This window comes from Duganella alba (assembly GCF_009674495.1).
Classification (GTDB): domain Bacteria; phylum Pseudomonadota; class Gammaproteobacteria; order Burkholderiales; family Burkholderiaceae_D; genus Rugamonas; species Rugamonas alba.
Genome location: NZ_WKJN01000022.1, coordinates 13,294 through 36,196, shown reverse-complemented (window position 1 = coordinate 36,196; position 22,903 = coordinate 13,294). Strand labels below are relative to the sequence as shown.

At 63.5% G+C, this 22,903-nt stretch carries 22 protein-coding genes; 9 read left to right on the top strand and 13 right to left on the bottom strand.

Annotated features, from left to right (window positions below):
* Positions 1–30 precede the first annotated feature (30 nt).
* From GJ695_RS20075 to GJ695_RS20060, 4 genes are all read right to left on the bottom strand, one after another.
* Positions 31–1,050 carry a lysozyme inhibitor LprI family protein gene (locus GJ695_RS20075; protein WP_154367831.1) on the bottom strand — a complete coding sequence of 340 codons (1,020 nt, stop codon included), beginning with the start codon at positions 1,048–1,050 and terminating at the stop codon, positions 31–33.
* Entirely contained in the window at positions 1,047–2,564 is a 1,518-nt protein-coding gene (locus tag GJ695_RS20070; protein ID WP_154367829.1) for a prolyl oligopeptidase family serine peptidase, read from the bottom strand. Before GJ695_RS20070 ends, GJ695_RS20075 begins: the two co-directional genes overlap by 4 nt.
* 46 nt (positions 2,565–2,610) lie before the next feature.
* Complete coding sequence (locus GJ695_RS20065) at positions 2,611–4,212, bottom strand: methyl-accepting chemotaxis protein (protein WP_154367827.1); 1,602 nt, start codon at positions 4,210–4,212, stop codon at positions 2,611–2,613.
* Between the two features lie 84 nt (positions 4,213–4,296).
* Entirely contained in the window at positions 4,297–4,788 is a 492-nt protein-coding gene (locus GJ695_RS20060; RefSeq protein WP_154357000.1) for a chemotaxis protein CheW, read from the bottom strand.
* A gap of 199 nt (positions 4,789–4,987) precedes the next feature.
* Between GJ695_RS20060 and GJ695_RS20055 the strand changes: the two genes are divergently transcribed.
* The 3 genes from GJ695_RS20055 to GJ695_RS20045 are packed head-to-tail and all read left to right on the top strand — an operon-like array spanning position 4,988 to position 7,710.
* Entirely contained in the window at positions 4,988–5,647 is a 660-nt protein-coding gene (locus tag GJ695_RS20055; protein WP_154367825.1) for an HD domain-containing protein, read from the top strand.
* A gap of 18 nt (positions 5,648–5,665) precedes the next feature.
* Positions 5,666–6,904 (top strand): TCR/Tet family MFS transporter, encoded by a 1,239-nt coding sequence (locus GJ695_RS20050; protein ID WP_154367823.1) that lies wholly within the window; start codon positions 5,666–5,668, stop codon positions 6,902–6,904.
* Positions 6,901–7,710: a substrate-binding periplasmic protein gene (locus GJ695_RS20045; RefSeq protein ID WP_154367822.1), complete on the top strand. Its 810-nt coding sequence runs from the start codon at positions 6,901–6,903 to the stop codon at positions 7,708–7,710. The genes GJ695_RS20050 and GJ695_RS20045 overlap by 4 nt, the downstream gene beginning before the upstream one ends.
* Here the strand turns inward: GJ695_RS20045 and GJ695_RS20040 are convergent, their stop codons facing one another.
* Entirely contained in the window at positions 7,711–7,953 is a 243-nt protein-coding gene (locus GJ695_RS20040) for a hypothetical protein (RefSeq protein ID WP_154367821.1), read from the bottom strand. It lies immediately after the preceding gene.
* Between the two features lie 280 nt (positions 7,954–8,233).
* Between GJ695_RS20040 and trpS the strand changes: the two genes are divergently transcribed.
* Both trpS and GJ695_RS20030 read left to right on the top strand, forming a co-directional pair.
* A complete protein-coding gene (gene trpS / locus GJ695_RS20035) occupies positions 8,234–9,283 on the top strand; it encodes a tryptophan--tRNA ligase (RefSeq protein ID WP_154367820.1) in 1,050 nt (349 codons plus the stop codon).
* 47 nt (positions 9,284–9,330) lie between these two features.
* The gene (locus GJ695_RS20030; RefSeq protein ID WP_371866583.1) at positions 9,331–9,615 is read left to right on the top strand and encodes a DUF1294 domain-containing protein; all 285 of its coding nucleotides are present in this window, start codon (positions 9,331–9,333) and stop codon (positions 9,613–9,615) included.
* Here the strand turns inward: GJ695_RS20030 and GJ695_RS20025 are convergent.
* Complete coding sequence (locus tag GJ695_RS20025) at positions 9,545–10,903, bottom strand: erythromycin esterase family protein (RefSeq protein ID WP_154367818.1); 1,359 nt, start codon at positions 10,901–10,903, stop codon at positions 9,545–9,547. The genes GJ695_RS20030 and GJ695_RS20025 overlap by 71 nt on opposite strands.
* A 78-nt stretch (positions 10,904–10,981) precedes the next feature.
* On the opposite strand from GJ695_RS20025, the gene GJ695_RS20020 reads away from it, so the two are divergent.
* Complete coding sequence (locus GJ695_RS20020) at positions 10,982–11,941, top strand: DMT family transporter (protein WP_154367816.1); 960 nt, start codon at positions 10,982–10,984, stop codon at positions 11,939–11,941.
* Here the strand turns inward: GJ695_RS20020 and GJ695_RS20015 are convergent.
* The 5 genes from GJ695_RS20015 to GJ695_RS19995 form a co-directional block, all read right to left on the bottom strand.
* Positions 11,938–12,552 carry an LON peptidase substrate-binding domain-containing protein gene (locus GJ695_RS20015; protein WP_154367814.1) on the bottom strand — a complete coding sequence of 205 codons (615 nt, stop codon included), beginning with the start codon at positions 12,550–12,552 and terminating at the stop codon, positions 11,938–11,940. The two genes, GJ695_RS20020 and GJ695_RS20015, sit on opposite strands and share 4 nt — an antisense overlap.
* Before the next feature lie 34 nt (positions 12,553–12,586).
* On the bottom strand, positions 12,587–13,876 hold the full coding sequence (locus GJ695_RS20010; protein ID WP_154367813.1) for a metal-dependent hydrolase family protein: 1,290 nt from the start codon (positions 13,874–13,876) through the stop codon (positions 12,587–12,589).
* A gap of 77 nt (positions 13,877–13,953) precedes the next feature.
* The gene (locus tag GJ695_RS20005; protein ID WP_154357011.1) at positions 13,954–14,244 is read right to left on the bottom strand and encodes an H-NS histone family protein; all 291 of its coding nucleotides are present in this window, start codon (positions 14,242–14,244) and stop codon (positions 13,954–13,956) included.
* A gap of 179 nt (positions 14,245–14,423) precedes the next feature.
* Positions 14,424–15,344 (bottom strand): LysR family transcriptional regulator, encoded by a 921-nt coding sequence (locus GJ695_RS20000; protein ID WP_229260563.1) that lies wholly within the window; start codon positions 15,342–15,344, stop codon positions 14,424–14,426.
* Between the two features lie 38 nt (positions 15,345–15,382).
* Positions 15,383–17,581 carry a TonB-dependent receptor plug domain-containing protein gene (locus tag GJ695_RS19995; RefSeq protein WP_154367809.1) on the bottom strand — a complete coding sequence of 733 codons (2,199 nt, stop codon included), beginning with the start codon at positions 17,579–17,581 and terminating at the stop codon, positions 15,383–15,385.
* A 232-nt stretch (positions 17,582–17,813) separates the two neighbouring features.
* Between GJ695_RS19995 and asd the strand changes: the two genes are divergently transcribed.
* Entirely contained in the window at positions 17,814–18,659 is an 846-nt protein-coding gene (gene asd / locus GJ695_RS19990) for an archaetidylserine decarboxylase (protein ID WP_371866582.1), read from the top strand.
* On the opposite strand, the gene GJ695_RS19985 is transcribed toward asd, so the two are convergent.
* Positions 18,660–19,571: a LysR family transcriptional regulator gene (locus GJ695_RS19985; protein ID WP_154367805.1), complete on the bottom strand. Its 912-nt coding sequence runs from the start codon at positions 19,569–19,571 to the stop codon at positions 18,660–18,662.
* Between the two features lie 115 nt (positions 19,572–19,686).
* Between GJ695_RS19985 and GJ695_RS19980 the strand changes: the two genes are divergently transcribed.
* Both GJ695_RS19980 and GJ695_RS19975 read left to right on the top strand, forming a co-directional pair.
* A complete protein-coding gene (locus tag GJ695_RS19980) occupies positions 19,687–20,286 on the top strand; it encodes an FMN-dependent NADH-azoreductase (protein WP_154367803.1) in 600 nt (199 codons plus the stop codon).
* Positions 20,287–20,334: 48 nt separating this feature from the next.
* The gene (locus GJ695_RS19975; protein ID WP_154367801.1) at positions 20,335–21,204 is read left to right on the top strand and encodes a pirin family protein; all 870 of its coding nucleotides are present in this window, start codon (positions 20,335–20,337) and stop codon (positions 21,202–21,204) included.
* Between the two features lie 57 nt (positions 21,205–21,261).
* Here GJ695_RS19975 and GJ695_RS30510 read toward each other — a convergent pair whose 3' ends face one another.
* Positions 21,262–22,851 carry a methyl-accepting chemotaxis protein gene (locus GJ695_RS30510; RefSeq protein WP_308493112.1) on the bottom strand — a complete coding sequence of 530 codons (1,590 nt, stop codon included), beginning with the start codon at positions 22,849–22,851 and terminating at the stop codon, positions 21,262–21,264.
* Between the last annotated feature and the right edge of the window lie 52 nt (positions 22,852–22,903).

Sequence of the window (22,903 nt, the reverse complement as noted above, 5' to 3'; positions counted from 1 at the left end):
CCACTCTACCTCAATCGCGCCGACGATGCACTAATTCCGTGCGAGACTGTTCAATTGGGCGATGCGCTGGTTGGTCAGCAGGAGTTTGACGGCGGCGGCGCCGGGCGGTGATGGCAGCCTGGCGGCAAACGCGGTAAAGGCGTCACGGTAGGCCAGCCAGCGGCGTTCCGTGTCGCGCACCGCCGCGTGGCTGATGGTCGAGTCGCCGATCCGGTCCGGCCATCCCTCCTGTGTGGACGAAATCCCCATGACGGCTTTATAGGCCTCGTTCAATCTGGCGTCGCGCTCCGCGTAGGCGGCGGCCGACGCGGCGGGCAGCTTGCCGCCGGCGGCGTCCAGGACCGCCTGCATGAACTGCTCGCGCAGCTTGCCGATATGCTGCGACGCCATGGCGTTGGCGGCGGTGCCGCGCCCGTCCACTTCATCATGGGCGGCGTCCAGATAGCGCTCCGCCGCAGCGCGCAGTTTGGTGAAGGCCTCCTGGCCGGCTGGCGTCAGCTTTTTCGTCACGCGCTCCAGGCGCGCATCACGCACCTGCTTGTTCAGGTCTTCGCGGATCGACGCGCAAATGCCGCCCATGTAGCCGCTGGTGATGTCGTCGCACTGGTCGAACGGCGCCTTGCCGGTCCTGCCCGAAGTGAGATGCTCGACCCGCGCCTCCATCTCGGCCTTGGCGATGAAGTCGAGCTGGCAGGCGTAGTGCAGCGCGATGTCGGTATTGCGCTGCACGCCGAAGCCATTCGCATACAACATCATCAGCACTGCGTTGTCCGAGCCGGCAACGGCGCATGCGCGCACCTGGTCCCACTCGCCCTGCGAGGTCACCGCCTGGCTGCGCCTGGCGTAATACAGCTCGCCGGCGTGGCAGCCGCCAGCGGTCTTGGGCGGCGTTTCGCCCAGGTCGGCAACCCGCATGCATTGCTGATACCACGGCTCGTCCTTGGAGAACGGCACGCCGAAAGTGGACGTGTTCGGATACTGCTGCGCGGCCAGGCCGGCGCTGGCGATCAGCAGACCGATGGCGGCGCACGCAGCGCGATACGTTTTCATTTCAGCGCTTTCAGCCGTGCTACCGCGTGGCCGTTGCTGGGATCGAGTTCCAACGAACGCTGGTAACTGGCGATGGCCAATGGCTTGTTATCCAGCGCTTCGTAGCCTTCGGCCAGGCTGTCGTGCAGATTGCTGGCGTTCGGGTACAGCGTTACGCCCAGCTTGAAGATCTCCACGCCGGCGGCCTGCCTGTCGGAGCGCAGCAGTTCGTAGCCCCAGGCGTTGATGTCGGACTCGGACAACACGAATGTGCCGTCACGGCCATGCAGCGTCGTGTAGATCTCCACCGCGTGATCGAAGCCGCGCTTCGCCAGTTCGGCGGCGAAGCCGGCGCGCGTGGCCACCGGACCAGTATCGGCTGCGCGCGGTTCGTACAAGGCCATATGGCGCGGGGCGCCGTTCTGCGTCGGCGAGCGCTGCACGAAGGCCAGGCCGGCCGCATCGTTCTTCAGATAGGCATCGACAAACGCCAGCATGTAGCGCGCGGTCCAGTAGTAGGCCTGCTCCACCTCCTCGCGCGTGTAGTCCTCGAAGTGCGACGGCGGCTGGAAGCGCAGCGCTTCCGGCGAAAAATCCACGTGCACCATCGGCTGCATCACCACCTGGTACAGCTGCATGTGGCGCGCCGCGTTCAGCAGGCTGAATGAGCTCTCGATGCCGCGCTTGTTCAGCTCCGAAATGGTGGCCAGCTTGCGCGAGATGTACAGCCACGGAATCGTCAGGCGCGACACCGGCAGCATCCTGGTCAGGTCCGGCTCGCGCGTGCCATCGAGGCTGATGACGGCGGCGATGCGGTTGTCGTCGGCCGCCGCAAACAGATTGGTCATGCCGCCCCAGCTCCAGCCGGCCGCCGCGATATGCGCGGTATCGGCAAACGGCAGCGTATGCGCGTAGGAGACCAGGAAGCCGATGTCGCGCGCCTGCGTTTCGGCGCCTTCGCGGTCGACCGTCATCAGGTAGCTGCGCGTGCCCAGGTTGCGGCTGACGATCACCACATAGCCATGACTGGCCAGGTACTCGCCGACATCGGCCGCTTCGTGCGCGGGGCTGCCGCCGCCGGGCGCATACACCACCACCGGATATTTGCCCGCCAGCGGCGCGGCATCGCGCACCGCCCACATGCGCTGGGAGAATTTGGCCCGGGCCTGTGCCTCACCAATGGCCGCACTGGCCGATTTGAGTTGGGCCGCCATGAAGGCGTCGACGTCGGACTTGGCTCGGCCGTAGTCGATGTCGGTCGCCTCGGTGCGGATATAGTCGGAATAAGGAAGGCGCGTGCCGGCGCCGGAAGCGGCGGGATACCAGATCAGCGTCTGCACCGGCCGGGCGCGTTCGCCGGCGAACGGCTGGCCGTTGACGACATCGTTCTTCTCGCGATAGCTGCGCGAATAATCGTATTGCTGGACGAGGCGGAAGCCGACGCTGTGCGGCCCCCGTTCAAGATTGGCAAACCCGGTTTCGGCCCGGACCAGCGGCGCCAGGGCCGCCAGCAACACCAACAGAAAATATCGCATCACGCTCCCACGCACATAGCCAAAAAGGCAATGTTACGTGAAAAGCTCAGACGCTGCGAGCTATTTGTAGCGGTTTGCGCGCCTGCGACAGGCGCGGCGTGCCGTCGACCTTGAACACGCTGACGGCGTGCGCCAGCGCGGCCGCCTGCTGCTGCATGGACTCCGCCGCCGCAGCGGCCTGCTCGACCAGCGCGGCGTTCTGCTGGGTCACCGCGTCCATCGAGCCGATGGCCTGATTGACTTCGTGGATGCCGGCGCTTTGTTCCGTACTGGCGGCGGTGATTTCCGAGATCATGTCGCTGACCTTGTGCACGCTGGCGACGATTTCGTCCATCGTCACGCCGGCGTCGGCCACCAGCTTGCTGCCCTGGTTGACCTTCTCCACCGAGTCGCCGATCAGCGCCTTGATTTCCTTGGCGGCCGAGGCGGAACGCTGCGCCAGGTTGCGCACTTCCGACGCCACCACCGCAAAGCCGCGGCCCTGCTCACCGGCGCGCGCCGCTTCCACGGCGGCATTCAGCGCCAGGATGTTGGTCTGGAAGGCGATGCCGTCGATCACGGCGATGATGTCGACGATCTTGCTGGACGACTGGTTGATCGAATCCATGGTGCCCACCACCTGCGCCACCACGGCGCCGCCTTTCACGGCCACCTGCGCGGCCGATGCCGCCAGCTGGTTGGCCTGACGGGCGTTGTCGGCGTTGTGCTTGACGGTGGAGGTCAGTTCCTCCATCGACGAGGCGGTTTCCTCCAGCGCGCCGGCCTGCTGCTCGGTGCGGCGCGACAGATCCTGGTTGCCCTGGGCGATTTCGCTCGAGGAGGTGGTGATGTGGTCGGTGCCGGTGCGGACTTCGGTGACGATGCCCAGCAGGCTGGTGTTCATTTCCTTCAGGGCCGACAGCAGCTGGCCGGTTTCATCCTTGGCGCTGTCGTCGATCTGGCCGGTCAGGTCGCCGCTGGCGACGCGGCGCGCCGCTTCCACCGCTTCCTGCAGCGGACGGACGATGCCGGTGGTGAGCAGCCAGGCGGCGGTGGCGCCGAAGGCCAGCACCAGCGCGGCCAGGATGAACAGCAGGCGGCGGCTGCTGTTGGCGATGTCTTCGATGTGCTGGGCGGCGGCGTCGATCTTCGCGCGCTGCATTTTCAGCAGTTCGACAATCAGTTCCTGGTACTTGGCGGTGCCGGGACGGAAAACGTTTTCAAAAATCTTGGTTGCTTCGTCCAGTTCGCCGGCGGTCTTCAGCTTGTTGATCTGGTCGCGCGACGACAGGTAAACCTTGCGCTGTTCGCCGATGCGGACGAACAGGTCCTTTTCATCGGCATCGGTGATCAGGGTTTCGATTTTCTTCTGGAGTTCGCTGGAAGCGGCGGACGAGGCCTTCGACTCTTCGGCGAAATAGGTGCCCAGCGACTGGTCGCTGCTGCGGGCGATGGCGGTGGTGCGGCGGATGCCGCTGTCGATCTTGCCGGACCAGTCGGAAATCATGCGTTCCTTGGCCAGCGGGTTCTGCATCATTTCGCTGGTGGCCGAGGCCACGCCTTGCAGACGCCACACACTGATGCCGGTAATCAGCACCGCAAACGCCAAAATGACGGTAAAACCCAGCGCCAGGCGTTTGCCGATACTGATATTCGCCAACATATTCATTCTTGCACCTACCTCTCGGAGTAAATCAAAAACAAAACAACGGGATCAGCATCGGGTCCTGCCCGGCGCGATGGACGCTGGCGCTTACGCGGCCAGGGCCGTGCTTTCGATCAGGCCCATATCGGCGCTGGACATCAGCTTGTCGATATCGACCAGGATCAGCATACGCTCTTCGATGGTGCCCAGGCCAACAATGTGATCGGTATTCAGGGCCGAACCGATTTCCGGTGCCGGTTTGATCTGTTCAGGCAACAGCGTGGTGACGTCCGACACGCGGTCCACCACCATGCCGACCACGCGGTGGCCGATGTTGAGGATGATGACCACGGTGAACTGGTCGTAGGTCGGGGTGCCGAGGTTGAACTTGATGCGCATATCGACGATCGGCACGATGATGCCGCGCAGATTGACCACGCCCTTGACGAATTCCGGGGCGTTGGCGATGCGGGTTGGGGTTTCGTAGCTGCGGATTTCGCTGACTTTTTGAATGTCGATGCCGTACTCTTCCTGGCCCAGGGTAAAGGCCAGATATTCGCCGGCAGGGGACGTCGCGTGCAGTTCGCTTACGTTAGACATGGGTTTTCCTTCAATGCGTAGTGACTATGCCTAATGTTACCGCAAGTCAAGATCAATAGCACCAAAAAAATGCAGTCAAGCAACAAATAGACTTATGGCAATTTCTAGATTGCCAGTTCTGCCATGGTTTTTCCTCTGCACAAGCTTCGCCAAGCATGTATGATTTGCACTAAATCGTCGTATATTTTCAGGGAAATAGATGAATAGCTTGCTCAGTAGCTGGCATCCGCGCCTGGTCGCCCTGGCCACCGCGGCGCAGGGGATGGATGGCGCCCACGATACCAACCATTTGCACCGCGTCTGGCGTAACGCCAGCCTGCTGCTGGACGATTATCCCGAGGCCGACGCCTTGATCGTGCTGGCCGGCTGCTATCTGCACGACCTGGTCAACCTGCCAAAGAACGATCCCGAACGCCATCTGGCCTCGCGCAAGGCGGCGCTGCTGGCCAGCCGCCAGCTGGCCGAGCTGGATTTCCCGCCGAACAAGCTGTCGGCCGTCGCCCACGCCATCGAAAGCCATAGTTTTTCCGCCGGCATCCGGCCGGAAACCATCGAAGCCAGGATCGTGCAGGACGCCGACCGGCTCGATGCGCTGGGCGCGGTCGGCCTGGCGCGGCTGTTCTACACGGCCGGCCGCATGGGCACGGCGCTGGCGCACGCCGACGATCCGATGGCGCTGCACCGCGACCTCGACGAAAAAGCCTACGCCCTCGACCACATCGACACCAAGCTGGCCACCCTGCCCGGCAAGATGCAGACCGCCGCCGGCCGCCGCCTGGCCGAGAACCGGCTCAACGAACTGATCGCCTTCCGCGACAACTTCATCGCCGAGTGGGCCGCCAGCCCGGCCGCGCCGTAACACGTCGATCGAGTCCCCATGAACACACCTGCTGCACCTGCGGCGCCGGCGGCCGCCGGCAACCTGAATTTTGTCCTGATCTGCGTCTTCATCGATATGCTGGGGATCGGCCTGATCGTGCCGGTACTGCCGGCGCTGGTCGGCGAGTTCGCCGGCACGCGCGAAAACCAGGCCTACTGGTACGGCATGATGAGCGCCGTCTTCGGGCTGATGCAATTCATCTTCATGCCGATGCTGGGCGCCATCAGCGACCGCGTCGGCCGCCGCCCGGTGCTGCTGTATTCGATGGCCGGCATGAGCGTCAACTTCCTGACCACCGCCTGGGCGCCCAACCTGGCCTGTTTGTTCATCGGCCGCGTGATCGGCGGCATGTCGTCGGCCAGTATGTCGGTGGCGTCGGCCTACGCGTCGGACGTGTCGACGCCGGAAAACCGCGCCAAGAGCTTCGGCAAGATCGGCGCCGCTTTCGGCCTGGGCTTTATCTGCGGGCCGATGCTGGGCGGGCTGCTGGGCACGGTGGACCTGCACCTGCCGTTCTATGTGGCGGGCGGATTGTCGGCCGCCAACCTCGTGTACGGCTATTTCGCGGTGCCGGAATCGCTGCCGGCCGGGCGCCGCGCGCCGTTCAGGCTGTCGAAGATCAATCCGCTGGCGGCGCTGGTCAAGCTGGCGCGGCGTACCGATATCCGCGGCCTGATCGTCACCTACACGCTGGTGACGCTGGCGGCCATGATGCTGCAAACCACCTGGGTGCTGTACACCACCTTCCGCTTCAACTGGACGCCGGGCGAGAACGGCGCGGCGCTGTTCTGCGTCGGCCTGACGGCGGCGGTGGTGCAGGCCGGGCTGCTGGGGCTGCTGATCAAGCGCTTCGGCGAGGTGCGGCTGGCGCAGCTGGGCATGCTCTCCGGTTGCGTGACCTATCTGCTGTACGGCCTGGCCACGCATGGCTGGATGATGTATGTGCTGATCCTGTGCAATGTGCTGTCGTTTGCCATCGGCCCCGCCCTGCAAAGCATTATTTCCAAGGACACGGCGGCCGACCAGCAGGGCGAGCTGATGGGATCGCTGCAATCGATCAGCAGCGTCGGCGTGATCTTCATGCCGCTGCTCGGCTCGGCGATTTTGGGCGAGGTCAGCCATCTGGCGTCCAGCGACTGGCGCGTCGGCAGCACGTTTTATCTGTGCGCCGCCATGCAGGCGGTGGCGGTGCTGGTGGCGCAGCGTTATTTCAACCAACACGAGGTAGCGGCATGAAGCTGCGCGTCATCATCGCGGCCTGTGCCGCCAGTCTTGCCGCCCACAGCGCCGGCGCCACCGGCTGCTCGCGCGAAATCGCCATGCCGGTGTCGGCCAACGGCGCCAGCGTGATTATCGATGGCACGCATGTGAAAGGTATTTATCCGGACCTGCTGCGCAGCATGGCGCCGAAGATCGGCTGCCAGTTTACTTTCGTGGTGGTGCCGCGCGCGCGCCAGGTGGCGATGTTCAAGAGCGGCACCGCCGACCTGCTGGCACCGGCGTCGCGCACGGCGGACCGCGACCAGATCGGCACCTTCATTCCGATGATTAACCACCGGGCGATGCTGATCTCGGTGAAGTCCAGCCGCGCGCCGATCGCCAACGCGCAGGAGCTGCTGGCGCGGCGCGAGCTGCGCGTGGCGGTGGTGCGCGGCTTCGACTATGGCGAGCAGTATTCGGCGCTGATCGAGGAGCTGCAGAAACAGGGCCGGCTGTTTGTCGAGGTGGACGTGATCGGCGTGGCGCGGCTGCTGAACATGGGATCGGCCGACCTCACCATCATGGGACCGAGCCTGATGGCCGGCGCGATCCGCCGCGACCACCGGGTGCAAGGCTTGCAGGAAAAGCTGCGCACGGAGGCGATACCGGAGCTGCCATGGCGCCAGAGCGGCGCCTACCTGTCGAACGCGCTCAAGCCGGAAGACTTCGCCATCCTGCGCGACGCGCTGGAGAAAGCCGGCAAGTCCAACCACGTGATGGAAGGCTACCTGCACTACTTCCGCCCGGAAGTGCTGACCGACAGCGTGCGGCCGCGCCAATAGCTAATGCAACAGCTTGAACAGCACTGCTGTCATTCCGGTCTGGACGATGACGACGCCGCACATCCATTGAATCAAATCGGATTTCATCGTCGCCATTTCCAGTTTGAAGTCGATACGGAATTCGGCCAGCCGGGCGTCGAGATAATCTTTGGTGACCAGATGGCTATCAATTAAATGGTACAGGGCCGTGGCGAGCGCTTTCGCCTGCCGCTCGGTAAATCCGCCTTCCACCAGTGAGTCCATGAACGCCACCATGTTGAAATTGTTAGCTATCTTATTCTCCTTTTCAGCTTAGACCGCCTCCCGCACAAATTGGTTCCTGACCTTGACAGACCGCCACCAAACTGCAACCATACGGCCATGATTTTTTACGCCCTCCTTCACACCCGCACGTATTGGCGCCGCTCCTAGCGCGAGCGGCCACTGTCTACCCATAGTGATGTGATATTTTTATCAACGCCGCCCTCGTCTGGTGGCGTTTTTACATCCAAGCGCCGGACCTGGGCAACGCAAAGGAACCCTGATGAGTCTGCCTGACCAGCCACAAACCGCCGCCGTACCGACCGCACCAAAAGGCCCGCAAATCATCCTGACCGGCGACCGTCCGACCGGTCCGCTGCACCTCGGCCACTTCGTCGGCAGCCTGCGCAACCGTGTCGAATACCAGCACCAGTTCAAGCAATTCATCATGCTGGCCGACTCCCAGGCCCTGACCGACAACATGGACGACACCAACAAGGTGCACCGCAACGTGGTCGAAGTGGCGCTGGACTACCTGGCGGTCGGCATCGATCCGGCCAAGTCCACCATCCTGATCCAGTCGCAGATCCCGGAACTGGCCGAGCTGACTTTCTACTACCTGAACATGGTCACCGTGGCCCGCCTGGAGCGCAATCCAACCGTCAAGACCGAAATCGCCCTGCGCGGCTTCGAGCGCGACATTCCGGCCGGCTTCCTGACCTACCCCGCCTCGCAGGCCGCCGACATCTCGGCCTTCAAGGCCACGCTGGTGCCGGTCGGCGAAGACCAGATTCCGATGATCGAGCAGACCAACGAAATCGTGCGTCGCTTCAACCGCATCGCCGACAAGGAAATCCTGGTCGAGTGCAAGGCGCTGGTGCCGGACCTGGGCCGCCTGCCGGGCATCGACGGCAAGGCCAAGATGAGCAAATCGCTGGGCAACACCATCAACCTGGGCGCCAGCGCGGCCGAAATCACCGCCGCCGTCAAGAAGGTCTACACCGACCCGCTGCACCTGCGCGTGGAAGATCCCGGCCACCTGGAAGGCAACGTCGCCTTCATCTACCTGGACGCCTTCGATCCTGAAAAGGACAAGCTGGAAGAAATGAAGGCCCACTACGTGCGCGGCGGCCTGGGCGATTCCATCGTCAAGAAACGCCTGGAACTGGTGCTGCAGGAAATGCTGGCGCCGATCCGCGCCCGCCGCGAAGAGCTGGAAAAAGACAAGGGCTACATCATGCAGCTGCTGAAGGAAGGCACCATGCAAGCGCGCGAAGTGGCGGCGCAGACCGCCGACGAAGTCAAGGCCGCCCTCGGCCTGCGCTACTTCTGATCGCGCTCAACCTGCTGTGGCTGGCGTCGTTCTACGGCGTCGCCAGCGTGGCCTGCTTCATCGCCTACGCGCTCGACAAGGCGGCCGCCGTCGAACGCCGCCAGCGCATCGCCGAACGCACCTTGCTGTTGCTCGGACTGTTCTGCGGCTGGCCCGGCGGCCTGCTGGCGCAGCAGCTGCTGCGCCACAAATCCAGCAAGACCAGCTTCCAGATCAAGTTCGGCCTGACCGTGCTGCTCAACGTGGCGCTGGTGCTGGCCGCTACAATCCAGATGGATATGTCTCCGGAAATTCATCCAGCACCCAGTGCGGTGACGACTCCAGCGGCCTGACCGCGCTGCTGTGGTCGACGTGGATGACGGCGTCGAACTGGCGCGCCACGTCCGCCTCGAAATAATGACTGAGCCGCTCGGTCTCCGGCCGGTAGATGACGCCGATCGCGCGTTCCAGCAAGGACTTCGGCAACGCCGCCACCACCTCCGGCCGCTCGCGCAGCGGCAACATGAAGCGCGCCAGGCGCTGCGGCTCCACCGCGCTCAACTGATGCAGCAGCGCCTCCACACTGCCCGGCAACGACGGCCGCACCCGCTTCAGCTCGGCCGCGCCATCCCAGCGGCTGGCCGCCGTCACCGTGCCGTCGTGGGTGCTGAAGCCCAGCAGGTAGACGGCGTCGGCGCCGCAGCGCTGGCGCATCAGCTGGCCCAGATTGAGCTGGCCGCGCCGGCCCATCTCGGTGGCGCGCGCGTCGCCCAGGTGCGAATTGTGCGCCCACACCACCAGCCGCGCCGGACCGCCCTTGCGCACGCTCAGGTGCATGCGCAAGGCTTCCAGCGTGTCGGCCATGTGCGTGTCGCGGATATTCCACGATTCGTCGCGGCCGCCGAACATGGTGCGGTAGTAGCGCTCGGCATTCTGCGCCACGCGCGCGTTCTGCTGGGCGTAGAACAGTTCGTCCGGCACCACGCCGCCTGAGGTGCTCAGGTGCCTGGCCGCCTGGGAATTCATGTCCGCCAGCTGGTGCACCACTTCCCTCTCGCAATCGGTGCGCAGGCCCAGCGCGGCGGCCTGGCCGTAGAACTGCGGATCGGCCGCCATGTGGTCGATGCAGCTGTAGCGCTCGCGTGCGCGGTTGGCCGCTTCCGGATCGACGCGGTCGAGGTAGCGCACCACCTCGTGCATCGATTTTTGCAGGCTGTACAGGTCCATGCCGTAGAAACCGATGCGGCGGTTGGGCGCATGCACATGCTCGTTGTGCAGACGCATCCAGTACAGCAGCCGGACGATGTCGACGTTGCGCCACATCCATTGCGGAAAGCGCTCGAAGCCGGCCATGGCCTGGTCGGCGGTCTGGTCGCCGCCGCTGAGCTGGACGAAACGGCTGACCTGCAAGGCGTCGGGCCAGTCGGCCTCGGCCACGATGGCGTCGAAGCCGCGCTCGACGATCAGGCGTTTGCTGAGGGCCGCGCGCAACTGGTAGAACTCGCTGGTGCCGTGGCTGGCTTCGCCCATCAGCACCAGCGGCGCATCACCGATATGATCGACCACCGCGTCGAGGTCGTCGTCAGTGCGAAGCGGCAGCGCATGCGTGCGCAGCACCTCCAGAGTCGTTTGGTCGGACATGATAAATCCTCCAAAATGTACGCAGATATGCGACACTCTATGGTTATTTTGAAACTTGTGCTTTGGAAAGAGTGTGCGATGTGGCGTGGCGTGTTGTGCGGTTTATTGGCCGGAGCCCTGTGGGGCATGGTGTTCGTGGCGCCGGTGTTCCTGAACGCCTTCACGCCGCTGGAAATGGCATGCGGCCGCTATCTCTGCTATGGCCTGATCGCCGCCGTCATGATGTCCTCGCGGCTGCCGGCGCTGCTGCGGCGGCTGGATCGCGCCGACCTCGTCGCCATGGTCAAGCATGCGCTGGCCGGCAACATCGTCTACTACATGCTGCTGGCGCTGGGCGTGAAATTCGCCGGCGTGGCGGCCACCTCGCTGATCATCGGCGTGCTGCCGATTTCGGTCACGCTGATCGGCCACAAGGACCACGGCTCGGTGCCGCTGCGGCAGTTGCTGCTGCCCTTGCTGCTGGTCGCGGCCGGCATCGCCTGCATCAATGTCGATGTCTTCACCCATGACGCCGGCAATGGCCTGCCGCTGGCCAGCAAGCTGCTGGGCGTGGCGTGCGCGGCCGGCGCGCTGGCCTGCTGGACCTGGTACTCGGTGGATAATGCGCGCTACCTGAAGCGCAATCCGCATTTCAGCAGCGGCGAGTGGTCGGCCCTGTACGGCGTTTCCAGCGGCCTCATTGCGCTGGTGATCACGCTGGTGGCCTTCGCGCTGTTCCATGGCGAAGTGACCGGCGCGGCCGGCGCCGCCAGCGGACGCGACTGGGGGCTGTTCTGGATCGTCAACGGCGTGATCGCACTGGGCGCGTCGGCCATCGGCAACCATCTGTGGAATGTGGCCAGCCGCAAGGTCCCGCTGACCTTGTCCGGTCAGTTGATTTTATTCGAGACGTTGTTCGCGCTGCTGTACGGCTTCATCTACAAGCAGCAGCTGCCGCGCGGGCTGGAGATCGCCGCCATGGTGCTGCTGGCGGCGGGCGTGATGTGGTCGGTGCGTATCCATGCGCTGGAAGACGCCAGCGAGGCGCATGCCGGTTAATCCAGCAGGCCGTTTTCGCTGAGCACGTCCTGCACCAGTTCCAGGCGCAGCACGGGATTTTCCTGCAGCAGCAGGCGCTGCTTTTCCTCCAGATCCAGCCGCAACAATTCGCACCAGCGGTTGGCGACCCAGCCGGCTTCGTCCAGCCGGTACGGCGGCGCCAGCGACATATTGGCGGTGGAAATCTGTTTTTTCTGTAGTGATCGGATCAGCGCGCCCAGCGCGTTGGCCACGTCCTGTTGTTCGCTCGGAATCGGCACGACCATGTCTTCGGCCACCTCGTCCACGTCGGCCATCCACAAGCCATGCTTGAGCTGTTCGGCGGACTTGACCTGGAAGCGCGTGGTGCCGATGCAGGAAATTTGCAGCAGGCCCGGCAGCGGCGCGGTCCAGTCGATGATGCGCGCCATGGTGCCGGCGGCGGACAGCGTTTCGTGCTGGTCCGGCACGCGCACTTCGCTGCCGTCCAGCAGCGAGACCACGCCGAACTCTTCCCCCTTGGCGATGCAGCGCTTCACCAGGTCCAGATAACGCACTTCAAACACCTGCAACGGCAGATGCCCGTCAGGGAACAGGATCGTTTTCAGCGGAAAAAGGGGGATGGATGGCATTTCGCTATCATCGCACGAAATGGCTGGCCCCGGTTCACGGGCGGCGGAAAATCGTTCCGCTTTTCATCACAAATTGCACTTTGCGCAGTGCGGCGATATCTTGCGTCGGATCGCCCTGCACCGCCACCACGTCGGCCAGATAGCCCTCGCGGATCTGTCCCAGCGTGGCGGACTGGTCCAGCACCGCCGCGTTGACCATGGTGGCGGCGCGCAAGGCTTCCACCGGCGTCATGCCGAGGCGCACCAGCCACTCCAGCTCGCGCGCGTTGTCGCCGTGGGCAAACACGCCGACATCGCTGCCGTTGCCGATCGTGACGCCCAGCTTGCGCGCCAGCTGGAAGGCGCGCGCGGCGGCCTGCATGGCCGGCGTTGGCGCGGTTTGCCAGTTGCTGCGCTGGTATTTCTGGAAGTATTCGCTGGTGGCTTCCGGCGCCGTCAGCGTCGGGAAATAGGTCACGTGGCGCTCGGCCATCAATTTGAACGTGGCTTCGCTGCCGCCGTAGCCGTGCTCGATGGTATCGACGCCGGCCAGCGTGGCGCGGCGCATGCCCTCGTCGGTGCTGGCGTGGGCCGCCACCTTGCGGCCCGATTCGTGCGCGGTCTGCACCAGCGCGTTCAGTTCGGCCTGGGTGAAGGTGGCGCGCGAGCTGCCATCGACGCCGGTACGGTAGTCGGCGTAGACCTTGATCCAGTCCGCCCCGCGCGCGCCCTGCTCGCGCACCGCCTTGACGACTTCGTCAACACCGCTGGCTTCCTGTGCGCCCTGGGGCAGGTCGACGTCGTCGCGGTAGCTGCGCGGCGACGGTCCATAGCTGCCGCTGGCGACAATCGCGCGGGTGGCGATAAACAAACGCGGGCCGGGAATCACGCCGTCGTTAATCGCTTTTTTAATCGCCACATCCGCATACAGCGCGCCTTCCGTGCCCAGGTCGCGCAAGGTGGTAAAGCCGGCTTGTAAAGTCGCGGCCGCGTGGCGGCTGGCCAGCAAGGTCCGGTATTCCACCGATTCCTTTAACACCTGGTCATCCCACGCGGTTTCGTTATATGGATGCAGCAGCACGTGCGAGTGCAAATCCATTAACCCGGGGATCAGCGTCGCGTCCGGCAGGCTGATACGCTCGGCGCCGGCCGGGATATTCATTTTATCGCTGGGGCCGACTGCGGCGATCTTGCCGCCGCTGATAAGCACCGACCAATTCGCGTGCGCCGCACCTTCTCCGGTCCACACCCGCGCCGGGCTTAACAGGGTATCGGCCGCCTGCGCCGGCGGCGAGAATACGCCGATTAAGATGGAGAATAAGACTGCAAAGCGGCTACGCTGCATGGAGTGCGCCCCAAAAAGAAAAAAGCTGGTACCGGGTTTATCGATATAAACCCCGGCTACCAGCTTTTGCTGAAGAATTACTTAATCAGATAATCATCTTTGTTCTTGCCTTCCAACCATTTTGGCGCGCGGCCACGGCCGGTCCAGGTCTGGCCGGTCGCGTCGTCACGGTACTTGGTTGGCACCGGAGCGCGTGGTTTCGACGTCTTGACTTTGGCTACAGCGCCCAGATCGGCAATGGTCAGGCCATAATCACGCATGATCGTGGCAATTTTCTCTTTTGCCTGCGCAATTTCGTCCTTGCGGGCGGTTTCAGCCAGATTTTCCAGTTCAGCGATCTTCGCTTTGTATTCCTGGTAAGTCGTCATCTTATTTCCTTCTTATCGGTGGGTTGGATTTAAAAAAACCACAAGTGACAATGTGTGAGATTTGATAGGCGCAATTTACCATAAGTTTGCAGAGATATTCCACATATATCCTAACAAATACCAATATAGCTATAAAAACGGATATTTTCCACAACTGTTTAGGGAATATAAATGCCGGTTCATTCGCACAACGGGCGCAACTGTATCCCATCCACCACCACTTTGCGAATTAAATTAGCCAGCCGGCACGTGCCCGGTCCGGCTAATTCAGGATTCGCCACCACCAGCGATAAAGACAATTTACGCCGTTGACCAACGCGCAAGGGTAAAGGCTTGAGCAAGCCTTGTTCCAGCTGGTTTTTAATCTTGTGTTCGGCCAGCCAGCCAAAACCGATTCCATTACAAATCATTTCCAGCCGGGTGTGCGGACTGGTGACGCTCCAGCGCTGATTGCTGTTTAACCAGCCGTGGTCGCGCGGATTCAAGGTGCCGGAATCGCGCACCACGATTTGCAGGTTGCGGCCAAGGTCGTCGAGTTCCAGTTCGCGCCCGAGGGTATGCAGGGGATGGCAGGGATGGGCGACCGCGACAAATTCGATATCCATCAGCGCATCACCGAGAAAGCCGGACGGAATGCGGCTGACGATGGCGATGTCGACGCGCTTTTCGATCAGCGCGTCCTCCGAGCCGGAGAGGACGGTTTCTTCCAGATTGACGCGGGTGTGGCTGGCCCACGGTTCGAAATCGCGCAGCACCTGCACCAGCAGTTCGACCGGGAACAGGCTGTCGACCGCGATGCTGACTTGCGGTTCCCAGCCTTCAGCCAGGCTGCCGGCCAGTTGTTCCAGTTGGAAGGCGTCGCCCAGCAGTTCGCGGGCTTTGTTGAGCAGCGCTTCGCCGTTGCGGGTCAGGCGCGCGCGGCGGCCATCGATTTCCAGCAGTTCGACGCCAAGTTGCTCCTGCAACTTGGCCACCATATAGCTGACCGAGGATTGGCTGCGGTGCAAGGCTTCCGCCGCCTGCGCATAACCACCGCACTCGACGATGGCCTGCAGGACTTGCCATTGCTCCAGCGTACTCTTAGGTATCTTCAAGGGCATTCCACGGCGAAAGAATTCACCGGGAAATCATACCACCGTCAGAAGCGGGTCTCCACGGTCACGCGGAACTGCGTTTCGCCGTTGGCCACGGTGGTGCGGTTCAGCGTGCCGTTGCTGTCGCTGTACAGGCTTTCAGTGGTGTAGTCCTGCGCCAGCAGATTCGAGACGGCGACGCGCAGATTGTTCTGCTGGTCCAGCTTCCACAGCGCGTAGACGTCCAGATCGCGCCGCACCGAGGTGTAGCCGCCCTGCGTGCCGCTCAGACGGGCCAGGCCGCCGTTGCGGAAGCTGAAATTGCTGCCGGTGCTCAACTGGCCATCCGGCGTCTTGTAGTCGATGCCGACCGTGGCGCTGAGCGGCACCTGCTGGTCCAGGCGGTTGTCCGGCCCCGGCACGCTTTCCACGCGCGACCAGTTGCGGCTGACGCTGGCGCGCAGATCCAGCTTGGGCGCGTGATCCATCAGCACGCTGGCCGGAAACTTGGCTTCCAGCTCAATGCCACGCGTTTCGGCGCGGCCATCGTTGATGGCGGTCGAGACCCAGCGCTGGTCCTGGAAGAACAGGCCCTGGTGGGTATAGTTTTCGATGCGGCGCACCGAGGCGCTAGCGCTCAGCAGGCCGCCCTCGCCCCAGTAATGCTCAAACGACGCATCCAGGCCCAGCGCCAGTTCCGGCTTCAGGTTGGGATTGCCGCGACGGTCAGGCTCGGTCGGGCTGTTGTTGGTCGAGGTGAATTTGCGCGGAATCAGCGCGGCGGTGGTGGGCGGTTTGTAGGTGCGGGTCAGCGCCACGCGCACCTGGTCTTTCTTGTTGGGTAGCTTGATCAGCGTCTGCATCAGCGGACTCAGCACGCTGGAACGGTTTTGTACCGGGTCGATGCTGCCGCCGTCGGCGCGGGTGTCCAGGCCTTCCCAGCGCACGCCGGTGTAGACCGACCACAGCGGCGTGATATTCCACTCATCCTGGCCGTACAGCGCCAGCCGCGTGACCTTGGCGTTGAAACCTTCGTCGCTGTTGATCGGCGAGCTGCCCGGCAGATCGGCATCGCGCTGGACGCGGCTGTCGTCGCGCTGCGTGACGCCGGCGTCCCAGCCCAGCGACAGCGCGTGCTCGGTGGCTTCCGTGCCGGCGGGCGGCGTGCCGAAGGTGAGCGGCGTCGAATACTTACCCTGCGTGCTGAAGCCCTGCTCCGAACTGTCCGCATGCACGGTGCGCACCAGCGTCGCCGGCGCGCCATTGTTACCGCCGACCTGCAGCGAGTCCGAGCTGTTGCGGGCGTCGCTGACGGCCGCTTTCACGTCCAGCTTGGCGCCCTCCTCCAGCTTGTGCACCCAGTTCAGGTCGGTGCGGCCAAAACCGTTGTGGTTGCTGTAGGTGCCGTCGATGCGGTCGTAGTCGGGGCCGGCGCCGAGGGTGGTCTCGGTGCGGCTGTGGGTGGTGCTGGCGAAGCGGTTGTAGTTGAGGAAGGATTGCGAGGTCAGCGTATCGCCGCCGTCCAGGTTCCAGTTGATGCGCGGCGACAGGTTGAAGCCGTCGCCATGGCCGATGTCCTGCCAGGTGATGGCGCGCGCGACGTTCGGCAAGCCATCGGCGCCGTTGCCGGTTTCCCAGCTCGGCGTCGTGCGGTCATAGTTGAAACGCCAGGCGTTGCCGCCAAACGAATAAGACGTCGCGCCATTCTTGTCCGACATTTGCAGGCTGACGGCCGGTGAGCTGCCGGTGCTGCTCCTGGACTGCGTGAGCTTGAGTTCGTGCTGGGCCGGCTTGAGCGCCTTCTTCAGCACGATGTTGATGGTGCCGGCGATGGACTGGGTGCTGAACTCCGCGCTGGCGGCGCGCAGCACCTCGATGCGTTCGATCACGTCGGGCGCCAGGCTGTCGATCGAGAAGCCGGCTGGTGCGCGTTCGCCGTTGATCAGGATCTGCGTGTAGCCGGCGCCGAGACCGCGCATGCGGATCTCGCCGCCGCTGCGGCCGGCCGCGCCGCCAATCGTGATGCCGGGCAGGCGCTTGAGCACATCGTTGACCGAAGTGTCGCCGTATTTCTGGATTTCCTCGCTGCTGACCACGGTCTTGCTGGCGGTGTCATCGCGGCGCGCGTCGTATTTGGCGGCGGAACCTTTGATTTCCACCTTCTGCATCTCGTCCTGTTTGGGCTGCTCCATGTCGGCATGGGCAACGGCGGCGGAACAAAGGGCGAAGACGGCGGCGGCTATCTGCGTCAAACGAGTAGGCATGATACGGATCGAGCGAGTTTTGGGATGCTTAAATTATGCCTTGATCCAACAAAAATGTTCAGTATTTAGCAATAACATCGCGTGTTTAGCTAAATTTCATAAACGCTCATCGCGAAAACGATAACTCCGGGGTCAGGTCCCCCATTTCTACACGAGCTCATGCTGAAATGGGGGACCTGACCCCGGAGTGGGCGCTATAATGCGCGATCGTCAATTTGTATGGATTGCTACCGTGTCCGACCGCTTAGCCGTTTTGCCGCAATACCTGCTCCCCAAGGGAGCGCTGACCAATTTCGCCGGCCGCGTCGCTGGCGCCAAGGGCGGCGCTTATACCACCCGCTTGATCCGCTGGTTTGTCGGCCGCTATAACGTCAACATGGACGAGGCGCTCGATCCGAATATCGCCCACTACAAGACCTTCAACGAATTCTTCACCCGCGCCCTGCGCCCGGACGCCCGTCCGCTGGCCGACGCCGCCTATATCTGCCCGGTCGACGGCCGCATCAGCCAGTTCGGCGATATCGAAGACGACCAGATTTTCCAGGCCAAGGGCCACAAGTTCAGCACCACCGCCCTGGTCGGCGGCGACGCGCAACTGGCCGCGCAGTTCCAGCACGGCAGCTTCGCCAATCTGTACCTGAGTCCGCGCGACTACCACCGCATCCACATGCCGATCGACGGCAAGCTGACCCGCATGATCTATGTGCCGGGCGAGCTGTTCTCGGTCAATCCGACCACCGCGCGCGGCATCCCCGGCCTGTTCGCCCGCAACGAGCGCGTGGTGTGCGTGTTCGACACCGCCCACGGACCGTTCGTGATGACCCTGGTCGGCGCCACCATCGTCGGCAGCATGGCGACCGTGTGGCACGGCGTGGTCAATCCACCGCGCCTGCCGCAGGTCACCGAGTGGAAATACGACGACCAGAATATCGTGCTGAAAAAAGGCGATGAACTGGGCCGCTTCCTGCTCGGCTCCACCGTGGTCATGCTGTTCCAGAAGGATGTGCTGAAGTTCAATCCCGCCTGGCAGCCAGCCGGTCCCGTCCGCCTGGGCGAGGAAATGGCGCAGACGAAGTAACTACATGCCGCCCGGCGCGCCGGTATCGAACGCTTCCTGCAGCATATCGATGAAGACCCGGGTCTTGGCCGGCATCAGCCGCCGCCCGGGGAACACCGCCCAGCCCGTCACCTGCGGGAACGCCCACTCGGGCAGCACCCGCACCAACTCCCCACGCTGCAAATACGGCCGCGCAATCGCCTCGGTCGACGCGCCGATGCCAATGCCGGTGCTGGCCATGCGCACCAGCAGTTCCGGCGAATTGGCCAGCAGCCGCACCGGCAGCTCGCGCTCCCACGAGGTTTTGCCGCGCAGCAGATTCCAGCGTATCAGCCCATTCAGGCGCGGCGGCAGGCTCAGTAGATCGTGCTTGAACAAGTCATCCGGGTGTTCGGGCAGGCCGCGCAGATTGGTGTACAGCGGCGAGGCGTACAGCGCCAGCGAACTGAAGGTGATGCGCCGCGCCGCCAGCGTGGCGTCGTCCGGCAGGTTGCCCATGCGGATGGCGACGTCGAAGCCTTCCGCCACCAGATCCACGCGGCGCGGCGACAGATCCAGCTCCAGCGAAATGGCCGGATAACGGTCCATGAATTTGGCCAGCACCGCGCTGACCGCCACATTGGCGAAGTCGGCCGGCATCGACACCCGCAGCAAACCGCTCGGCGCCACCTGCCGGTGCTGCACCAGCGCGCCGGCCGCTTCGGTCTCGTCCGCCACCTTGCGCGCGTGCTCCAGCAGGCTGGCGCCGAATTCCGTCAACACCAGCTTGCGCGTGGTGCGCTGAAGCAGGCGCTCGCCCAACTGCCCTTCCAGCAGCGAGATGCGGCGCGACACCGTCGATTTGGGCAGCTGCACGCGTTCCGCCGCCAGGCTGAAGCTGCCGCATTCCACAATACGGGCAAACAACAGCAGGTCGCCAGGATCGATTTCCATAGGATTGTTCCATCAGTGGATTAATGTTATCCATTTTAACGGCTTCCGCATCGAATTTGAAACGGTTAAAGTTACTCCATCGACGCAGCACTCACCAACATCAAGGAGCAACACCATGAACATCCTGCAAATCAACTCCAGCGCCCGCAGCAACGGTTCCGAATCCACCCGTCTGGCTGATGCTCTGGTGGCAAAAATCAGCGCCGCCAATCCAGGCGCCGCCGTCACCCGCCGCGATCTGGCCGCCCAGCCACATCCAGTACTGGACGAAGTCGCCCTGCAAGCCCTGTTCACCCCGGCCGACCAGCGCAACGCCGACCAGGCCGCTCGCGTGGCGCTGGACGACGCCCTGATCGCCCAGGTGCAAGCTGCCGACGTTGTCGTGATCGGCGCACCGACCTACAACTTCGGCATCACCGCCCAGCTGAAAACCTGGTTCGACGCGATTGCCCGCGCCGGCGTGACCTTCAAGTACGGCCCAACCGGCCCGGTCGGCCTGCTGACCGGTAAAAAAGTCTACGTGGCGCTGTCGCGTGGCGGCATCCACCGCGATGCGCCAACCGACACCCAGCTGGCGCACATCAAGATGTTCCTGAGCTTCGTGGGCCTGACCGATGTGCAGTACGTGTTTGCCGAGGGTCTGGGCATGGGTCCGGAAGCCGTGGCCAAGGCGCAATCGCAGGCGGAAGCAGAAATCAACGCCATCCTGGTGTAAGCAACACGGCAGTACAGGCGGCGCAGCAACCAACCAATGGAGAATGATATGACCGAGCAAGTAAATACCCCACGCACCGTGGAACGCATCATCACCGGCCAGGCCGTGATGGACGGCGCCGGCGTCAAGATCAATCGCGTGTTGACCCAGACCTTGCAGCGCCGCCTCGATCCATTCCTGATGCTGGACAACTTCGGCAGCGACCAGGCCAACGATTACATCGCCGGCTTCCCGAGCCATCCGCACCGCGGCTTTGAAACCGTGACCTATATGCTCGAAGGCCGCATGCGCCACAAGGACAGCGCCGGCAACGAAGGCCTGCTGACCAACGGCGGCGTGCAATGGATGACCGCCGGCCGTGGCGTGATCCACTCGGAAATGCCGGAGCAGGAAGACGGCGTGATGGAAGGCTTCCAGCTGTGGCTGAACCTGCCCGCCAAGGACAAGATGCGCGCACCGTGGTATCGCGACTTCAACGGCGCCGACGTGCCGGCGTTTGAAACGCAGCAAGGCGCCAAGGTCAAGGTGATTGCCGGCCGCAGCCATGGCGTGGACGGCGCGGTGCAGCGCGAAGTGACCGAGCCGCTGTATCTGGACGTGCACCTGCCCGCAGGCGCCCCGTTCAAGCAGCAGCTGCCGGAAGGCCATAACGCCTTCATCTTCACCTATCGCGGTTCGGTGGAGATCGACGGCAAGGCAGTGGCGACCGGCCGCATGGCGATCCTGGCCAACACCAAGGACGCCGATGGCGTGGTCATCACGGCAAGCGAGGACAGCCGCTTCATCCTGATCGCCGGCCAGCCGCTGAACGAACCGATTGCGCAATACGGCCCGTTCGTGATGAACACGCAGGCCGAGCTGCACGCCGCCGTGGATGATTTCCGCGCCGGCAAACTGGGCGAGGAAGCCCAGGTTTAACAGTTACAACAGCCACCAGGCGGGGACCACCTGCGCCTGGGGCTGCCTATTTTCGTTTCAGGCCGCGCTCAACGCCAGGCGGCGCGACACCGGCACCGCCAGCACAAACTTGCCGACCAGTTCGGACAGCGTGGCGGCCTGATCCTGCAAGGCCTCGGCGGCGGCGGCCGATTGTTCGACCAGCGCGGCGTTCTGCTGCGTCACTCCATCCATCTCGATAATCGCCTGGTTGATCTGCTCGATGCCCAGGCTTTGCTCGCGGCTGGCCGCCGTGATCTCCGAAATCACACCGCTGACGCGGCGCACGCTTTCCACCACTTCGCTCATGGTCTGTCCGGCCTCGTCCACCAGGCGCGCGCCGGTGTCGACCTTGTCCACCGAATCGCTGATCAGCGTCTTGATTTCCTTGGCGGCGGCCGCGCTGCGGTGCGCCAGGCTGCGCACTTCGGTGGCCACCACCGCGAAGCCGCGGCCCTGTTCGCCGGCACGGGCCGCCTCCACCGCCGCGTTCAAGGCCAGGATGTTGGTCTGGAACGCGATGCCGTCGATGACGCCGATGATTTCCGCGATCTTCTTCGACGAGGTGTTGATCTCTTCCATCGTTTCGACCACATTGGCGATCACGGCGCCGCCCTTGCCGGCCACTTCGGTGGCGATCGCCGCCAGCGTGTTGGCCTGGCGGGCGTTGTCGTCATTCTGCTTGACGGTGCTGGTCAGCTCTTCCATTGACGAGGCGGTTTCTTCCAGCGAACCGGCCTGCTGTTCGGTGCGCGACGACAGGTCCAGGTTGCCGGAGGCGATTTCCTGCGAGGCGGTTTTCATCGTATCCGTGCCGTCGCGCACGCGGCCGACGATCACGCGCAAATTCTCGTTCATGGCCTTGAGCGCGGCCAGCAGCATGCTGGTTTCATCGCTGCCGTCCGGAGCGTGGATATCGCTGGACAAGTCGCCGTCCGCCACGGTCTGGGCGATGTGGACGGCGCGGCCGATCGGCACGGTGATGCTGCGGGTGATGCGCCAGGCGATCAGCAGTCCGCAAATCACCGAGACAATGCTGATGGCGACCATGACATTGCGCGCCATCGCATAGGAGGCGTCGGCGGCGGCGGTTGCCTCTTCGTTTTGCTTTCTTTCGGTTTCCACCAGCGCCTGCAGGCTGCCCTGCCACTGCTGCTGCATGGTGCGCAGGTCGCCGATCAGCAATGCGGTGGCTTCGGCATTGTTATTCCGCAGTCCCAGCGCCTGCACTTTTTCCATCAGCGGCGCCGCCGCCGCCGCGCGCGCGGCGACATCCGCCAGCAGCTTGCTCTCGTCCTCTTCGATCCCATATTCGGCAAACGTGGCCCGCAGCTCTTGCTCGGCAGTGGCGTAGTCCGCCGCCTGCGCGCGGATGCGGTCGATTTGGCCCTGCATTTGCGCCGGATCGTCCAGCAGCACGATATTACGGAGGGCAATCATGCGGTCGTCGACGCTGAGGCGCATGGCGGAAGCCGCCGCAGACTCCACATCGTTGCCCTTGGTGATGTCGATCATGGCGTGCTGGATCGCCGCCATGCGGCTGACTCCCAATGCCGCCACGACCACCAGCATCAGCAGCAACACACTGAATGCGGCGATCAGCCGATGACCAATCTTAAAATTTTCCATTTTCATTTCACTGCTCCTGCGGAGATATGTCAGATAAATGGCGGCAATTCTT